We start from the raw sequence: 7,047 nt of genomic DNA on the forward strand, positions 1-7,047 counted from the left end.
GCACACACTGTAATGTTCGATGAGACTATGAGCGATAAAAATACTACCCACTTCGGCTATGAAACGGTTAATACCGATGAAAAAGCGGGCAAGGTCGCCGAGGTTTTCCACTCGGTAGCAGCAAAATATGACATTATGAACGATCTTATGTCAGCCGGTATTCACCGTATTTGGAAACAATTTACGATTGAGGCCAGCTGCGTTAGACGTGGCCATAAAGTCTTGGATATTGCCGGCGGTACCGGCGACTTAGCGGCCAAGTTCAGTAAAATTGTTGGCCCTGAGGGACAGGTTATTTTGTCTGATATCAATGCCTCGATGCTGAATGTCGGTCGCGATAAATTAACCGATAAAGGTCTAGTCAGTAATCTCGACTATGTTCAGGCCAATGCCGAATGCCTACCATTTGCTGACAATTTATTTGACTGCATCACCATCGCCTTTGGTCTGCGCAACGTTACTGATAAAGATCAGGCATTGCGCTCAATGTACCGAATTTTAAAACCCGGTGGCCGTCTACTGGTGCTAGAATTTTCAAAGCCACAGCACCAGCTACTGGAAAAAGCCTATGACCTTTATTCATTCAAGGTGCTGCCAAAAATGGGGCAACTGGTCGCTGACGATGCCGATAGCTATCAGTATTTGGCTGAATCGATTCGTATGCATCCAGACCAGGCCACGTTAAAAGCGATGATTGACGAGGCCGGCTTTGACCGCAGCGAATATCACAATATGACTGGCGGCATTGTCGCGCTGCACATCGGCGTAAAGTTATAAATGGCTTCAGCGCAGCTTGCTAAACAACTGATCATCATACAGGGCATTATCAATCGCGCGCTGGCCATTGATACCGAGTTTGCGGCTAAAATCAATCGCCTGGCAGGCAAGTCGCTGCGCCTAGAGTGTTCTCAACCGGCTATTGATGTGATGCTGGTGATTGATCAGCAACGGATTCTTCTGCAAGCCTGTGACCCAGACGATATGCTCGAAATAGCAGTCAGCACCCATTTGCAAGGTAAGTTGAGTGCATTCATTGCAGTTGCCAGCAGCGATGATATGGCCGCAGCAATGATCAACAGCGATGTTCGTTTAATTGGCGACAGCCAGCTACTGATTGATTTACGTGATGCGTTAAACCTGCTTGAGATAGACTGGGAATTTCACCTGGCTAGAATTGTCGGCGACGTGCCCGCACATGTGCTCGGCAATGCTGCTCGCACCTCAGCTGATCACCTGGCCCGAGTGCCGGCGATTTTTGCCCGCCATGTCAAAGAGTTTTTACAACAGGAAAGTCAGCTTTTACCAAGCCACAGCGATCTGCGCCCGCATCATCAACAGACCACCCAATTACGCCAGCAAATTGATCGCATTGAAGCAAAACTTCAACGTGCCAAACAGCTCATCGAGGATAGACGTCTAGCACAGGATAGCGAGCAATAAGGAGAATATGTGCGTCGCTTTTTATTAATCACATGGACTATGTTGTTTTATCGCTTGGATAGGTTTTTACCCAAAGCGCTTATTCCCTTGCACATTCGCATTCTGCTCTGGCCGTTTTTATTATTCCCAAAACGCCACAGCCCAGCGGTAAGTTTACGTCTGGCACTGGAGCAGTTGGGGCCAATTTTTGTGAAATTTGGCCAAATGTTGTCGACCCGTAAAGACTTACTGGCTGACGACCTCGCCGATGAGCTAGCAAAACTTCAGGACCAAGTGCCGCCTTTTGCAGCAGAGCAAGCGTTTGCGATCATGTCGACAAGCCTTGGTCAACCTGTCGAGCAAGTCTTTGCCTCGATAGATCGCGAACCGCTAGCGTCGGCATCTATTGCGCAAGTCCATAGCGCCATTCTCAACAACGGCCTTGAAGTCGTCGTCAAAGTAGTACGCCCTGGTATTCTTCAGGTGATCGAACTGGACATTCGTTTACTGCAGCGTCTGGCGCGATGGATAGAGCGATTTCACCCAGACGGTAAACGCCTGCATGCGATTGAAGTGGTAAACGATTATCGGCATACCATAGTTGATGAGCTAGATTTACAGAAAGAGGCTGCTAACACCTCGCAACTTAGGCGCAACTTCATCGACTCTGAACTTTTATATATCCCTGAAGTTTACTGGGACTACTGCTCACGCAATATGATGGTTCAGGAACGTATTCACGGCATACCCGTCACCGATATCGCTCAACTACAGGCGCAAAACACCAATTTAAGAAAACTGGCAGAGCGCGGCGTTGAAATCTTCTTTACTCAAGTGTTTCGCGACAGCTTTTTCCATGCCGATATGCACCCCGGCAATATTTTTGTCTCTCGAGAAACACCAGAAAACCCAAAATATATTGGCATTGACTGTGCAATCATTGGCTCGCTGAGTGAATTTGATCAATATTATTTAGCCCGTAACTTGCTCGCCATTTTTCAACGCGATTATCGTGCATTTGCAGAGCTGCACATTGAATGCGGCTGGGTACCAGCCGATACACGAGTTGGCGAGCTGGAAGCGGCTATTCGCAGCGTTTGCGAACCAGTATTTGAGAAACCACTGGGAGAAATCTCATTTGGCTTATTATTACTCGATCTTTTCCGCACCGCACGCCGTTTTGATATGGAGGTGCAGCCCTCCTTAGTGCTGTTACAAAAAACCTTACTGAATATTGAGGGGCTTGGCCGCCAGCTTTATCCTGAGCTTGACTTGTGGCACACCGCCAAACCATTTTTAGAGAACTGGATGCGCGAACGCTACTCCCCCAAGTCTTTACTGAAACAGCTGCAGCGTCAGGCACCAAGCCTACTAGAGCAATTGCCACAAGTGCCCGACTTGCTGTTTAACCGACTGAGTCATCAGCAGCCCGAACAGGCAGCGCAGACAAAGCTGCTGCAAAGTCTCAAGCAACAGCAAAAAATCAGCTGGCTATTGGCCAGCTGCTGCATGCTAAGCTCTGCTGTAGCAATCACTTTACTGGCCATCAAACTTTTCTGATCTTATGCGGTCATACAGCTATGACTCTTGCAGTGGCAAGAGCGACCAGCTTTATTCGACCGACAACTATACTGTTATCACGTTTGTCTGAGATTTGCCGACACTGGTAATTTATTGGCAAATCTCGATGATTTTTTGATGCAAATGTGTACAATGATTGTCCGGCTCGAATAATAAACAAAACAAACTAGGCCAAGCGCATCGCGCTTTCTGTATTTATGTTAAGTAAAATAATGCGCCCGTTCACATTTCTGTTGATTGGCCAAGCAATTTCTCTTCTCGGCTCAGTCCTTACTGGCTTTGCACTTGCCGTTTGGGCATATCAGCAATCTGGCGAATCAGCCATGGTTTATGCGGCGATTGCGGTCGCCAATGGCTTACCCATCTTCTTGCTCGGCCCGATTGCAGGCGCAGCCGCAGATCGCTGGAACCGAAAACATATTATCCTTGCCTCGCAGTTCGCCGCAATCAGCATGACCGCGGCACTGACGGTTCTCTATTACACTGAAACATTGGCCGTATGGCATATCATCACCTTGGTTGCGCTAAACTCGGTTTTCACGGCATTTGTACTACCCACCATCGCCGCCACTGTGCCATTGATGGTTCCCAAGGGTTTTTTAACCCGTGCAAATGGCTGTATCGCCCTAGCATTTGGTTTAATTGAGCTAGCAAGCCCTCTTTTATCTGGCTCGCTTTATCAGGCCTTTGGTCTAATGCCGATTTTCATCATTGATATTGTTACCTTTTCTATAGGTATTGCCACCATCATGTTGATTGGTATTCCTCAGCCACCCTCATCAACCGAGGCTGGCAAAGAGTTAGCGAAAGAAAGCTTTTGGCAGTCTATGCTGCATGGCTTTGCTTACCTACGCGATACAAAACCGATGCTTGAGCTGATCATATTTTTCTGTGTTGTGGCAAGCGCGATTCGCGCAATCAGCTTAATGGTGCAACCGATGATTTTGGGTTTTACCGATGCACAGGCGCTGGGGCAGGTTATGACTATCGCTGGCAGCGGCGCATTGCTAGGCTCAATTTTGCTGATACCGTTTCGAGATATGCAGCGTCACATACCGATTATTTTTGCCACCACGGCGGTGATTGCCGTAGCCGCAATCCTCACACCGATAACCACCAATATCTTATTTCTGGCGATCGGCGGCTTCTTTTTAATGGCCTGTTTTCCAATTTTAGATACCCACTGCCGCACTTTATTTCAGCGCAAGATCGACCCCGCTTTACTGGGAAGAATAATTGGTGCCCGAAATTTTGTATTGGGCATTTTTCAAACCTCAACCATCTTAGCCTGTGGCTGGCTAGCCGATGCAGTTTTTGAGCCGGCGATGCAGAATCAGCTGAGCTTCGCGAAACCGATGATCGATCTTTTTGGCTCGGGCAGCGGTCGCGGTATTGCAGTATTGATCAGCCTTATGGGGCTATCTTTAGTCGCTATCCTGCTGATAGCGATGCGGCGAAAAAATTTACGCTGTATTGACTCTATCTTGCAAGATATTGATATACCTTGTCAGTTTGAACAGCACCAAGAAGATGCGGAAGAACTCACCCAGAACACTCTGTCTGAGACGAGTGTCGAATCAGCGCCTAACGATGCTGACCTTGTTAGTCTTGCAGCGAACGCGAGTGAAACTATCTTGAATAGCGATGATGACAAAGATGGCAGGAATGGCGCGGATCGTGAATTCGCTCACAGTCATACTGCCACCGCATAATCCATCAAGCAGCACATCATTTTTAACTGCTGTCACTTTAATAGATGTCGCTTTAACTGCTGTCACTCAACTGCTGAGAACAGTCACTACAAATGGTAACTATAATTAGCAGTAACAATTAGCAGTTACAGATAGCAATTATAGTTAGCAACTACAGCCAGCGACTAAACAGCCCCACATACACTAAACCTAAGTGGTGCTGATTGATAAGCGCCCTGATGCCTTTATAGCAAGCTCAGCGATTAAAACTCACCAAATATATCGGTAAGGTATGCCCCAGGAATGCCTGCCATCCAGGTCAACACCAGCGCAGCCAATAACAGCGTTGTTACCGAACCTAAGGTTAGAAAGCAAAAATACAGCGGTTTAAATGGCCGGCGTTCAACTTGGTGAATAGGGTTGGAGAGGTATTGATGTACTCGCTGCATATCTTGCTCGCCCAGAATAGGGTTGCCATCGTCATCGACATTTTCGGCATTCATCGTTTCGCGTAATTTATCATCACTCATACATCAACCTCGTTTTTGCTGTTACACCTTTCTGATCTAGCATTCTCAACTATATAGGCTTAATCAGCAGCTGTAAGTCGAGACAATTTAAAACTGTGCCACCGCCAGTTCCATCAAGCTATCACCACCCGCCATAGCCGCACTAAAGTGAGACTGAGCTCTTGGTAATATACGCTGAAAATAAAATTTAGCTGTGGTTAATTTCGCTTGATAAAACTCAGCATCGTCACTGCCAGCAGCCAGTTTATCTTGAGCCACTTTAGCCATGCGCAGCCAGGTATACGCCAAACAGGTGTAGCCTGAAAACATCAGATAATCAACCGAGGCAGCGCCAATTTCATCCAGTGACTCGCCGGCTTTACCGCCAATAAACATGGTCATTTCACCCCATTGCTGATTCAGTGATTGTAGCGTTTTAACATAGTCGCTTAACTCTGCATCAGCCTCAAGAGACTGGCAGTATTTATGCAGCTCCTTGGTGTATTTTTTCAATAGCTCACCGCCTGAGCCTAAAACTTTTCGCCCAATTAAATCTAGCGCTTGAATGCCGGTTGTACCTTCGTACACCATAGCAATACGACAGTCGCGAACTACTTGCTCAACACCCCACTCATGCACATAGCCGTGACCACCAAATACTTGCAAACCAAGATTGGTCGATTCAAAACCTAATTCAGTGCAAAATGCCTTGGCAATCGGCGTTAAAAATGCCATTCGATCCTCAGCCACTTGCTTACGCGCTTCATCGGCATCAGACAGGACGATGTCGCCATTAAATGCAATTTCGTATAAAAAGGTGCGAAAGCCTTCAATCAAAGCTTTTTGGGTCAGCAACATACGACGCACATCTGGATGCACAATAATCGGATCGGCAGGACCATCAGGGTTTTGAGGACCTGACAAAGCGCGCATGGCTAAACGATCTTTGGCATAAGCTAATGATGCCTGATATGCCAGCTCTGCCGAGCATAAGCCTTGCAGGCCAGTACCTAGGCGGGCTTCGTTCATCATGGTAAACATTTGCGCCAGGCCTGAGTTTTCCTCTCCTACCAAAAACCCAGTTGCACCGTCGAAATTCATTACACAGGTAGCACTGCCCTTGATGCCCATTTTATGCTCAATCGAACCGGCGAAAACCGGATTACGCTCGGCCAGTTGGCCCGACTGATCGCTGATGAATTTCGGTACAATAAACAGTGAAATGCCTGCGGTACCCTCGGGTGCACCGACAATCCGCGCCAGCGTTAAATGCACGATGTTTTCCGCCATATCGTGATCACCACCGGTAATAAAATGCTTGGCGCCGGTAATTTTATAAGAACCATCGGCCTGTGGCTCAGCCTTGGTTCTCGCGAGGCCAACGTCAGAGCCACAGTGCGACTCGGTGATACACATGGTGCCGGTCCACTCGCCCTCAACCATTTTACGCACATATAAATCGCGCTGTTGGTCATTACCGTGCTCAGCAATACACTTCACCGCACCGAACGTCAGCCCGGTGTACATATTCCAGGCCCAGTTTGCTGAGCCCAGTAGCTCATTGACTAAAATACCTGCAGATGCGGGTAAATTTTGACCACCCACAGCCTCTGACGCTGATAAGCCAGCCCAGCCACCTTGGCCGTATTCTTTAAAGGCCTGCTTAAAACCGCTCGGCACTGTGACATTGCCATCAGCAAACTGACAGCCCTCTGCATCGCCCGATTGGTTAATCGGCGACAAAACATTCTCAGCCAGCTTCGCCGCTTCATTAATAATTGCCGCACGTAGATCAGCATCAAACTCACTGCGACCAGGGATATCAGCATAGTGCTGATCGGCCGCAA

General features: G+C 47.8%; 6 protein-coding genes. 4 read left to right on the forward strand and 2 right to left on the reverse strand.

Annotated elements, in window-relative coordinates:
• Positions 1-12: 12 nt before the first annotated feature.
• The 4 genes from ubiE to HRU21_01280 all read left to right on the forward strand — a co-directional run bounded on the left by ubiE (position 13) and on the right by HRU21_01280 (position 4,712).
• Entirely contained in the window at positions 13-777 is a 765-nt protein-coding gene (gene ubiE / locus HRU21_01265) for a bifunctional demethylmenaquinone methyltransferase/2-methoxy-6-polyprenyl-1,4-benzoquinol methylase UbiE (GenBank protein ID NRA40915.1), read from the forward strand.
• Positions 778-1,440 carry a hypothetical protein gene (locus HRU21_01270; GenBank protein ID NRA40916.1) on the forward strand — a complete coding sequence of 221 codons (663 nt, stop codon included), beginning with the start codon at positions 778-780 and terminating at the stop codon, positions 1,438-1,440.
• 9 nt (positions 1,441-1,449) lie between these two features.
• A complete protein-coding gene (gene ubiB / locus HRU21_01275) occupies positions 1,450-2,979 on the forward strand; it encodes a ubiquinone biosynthesis regulatory protein kinase UbiB (protein NRA40917.1) in 1,530 nt (509 codons plus the stop codon).
• A 233-nt stretch (positions 2,980-3,212) separates the two neighbouring features.
• Positions 3,213-4,712 carry an MFS transporter gene (locus HRU21_01280; protein ID NRA40918.1) on the forward strand — a complete coding sequence of 500 codons (1,500 nt, stop codon included), beginning with the start codon at positions 3,213-3,215 and terminating at the stop codon, positions 4,710-4,712.
• A 242-nt stretch (positions 4,713-4,954) separates the two neighbouring features.
• Here the strand turns inward: HRU21_01280 and HRU21_01285 are convergent, their stop codons facing one another.
• Both HRU21_01285 and HRU21_01290 read right to left on the reverse strand, forming a co-directional pair.
• Positions 4,955-5,194, reverse strand: coding sequence for a DUF3094 family protein (locus HRU21_01285; protein NRA40919.1), 240 nt, complete (start codon positions 5,192-5,194; stop codon positions 4,955-4,957).
• Between the two features lie 114 nt (positions 5,195-5,308).
• A partial coding sequence (locus tag HRU21_01290; GenBank protein ID NRA40920.1) for an acyl-CoA dehydrogenase C-terminal domain-containing protein occupies positions 5,309-7,047 on the reverse strand: 1,739 nt, incomplete at its 5' end.

The sequence above is a fragment of the Pseudomonadales bacterium genome, assembly GCA_013215025.1.
GTDB lineage: Bacteria > Pseudomonadota > Gammaproteobacteria > Pseudomonadales > DT-91 > DT-91.

Coding starts and splice junctions, on each gene's coding strand:
- HRU21_01280 (NRA40918.1), top strand. CDS start 3,213: ATGCGCCCGTTCACATTTCTGTTGATTGGCCAAGCAATTTCTCTTCTC.
- HRU21_01270 (NRA40916.1), top strand. CDS start 778: ATGGCTTCAGCGCAGCTTGCTAAACAACTGATCATCATACAGGGCATT.
- HRU21_01285 (NRA40919.1), bottom strand. CDS start 5,194: ATGAATGCCGAAAATGTCGATGACGATGGCAACCCTATTCTGGGCGAG.
- ubiE (NRA40915.1), top strand. CDS start 13: ATGTTCGATGAGACTATGAGCGATAAAAATACTACCCACTTCGGCTAT.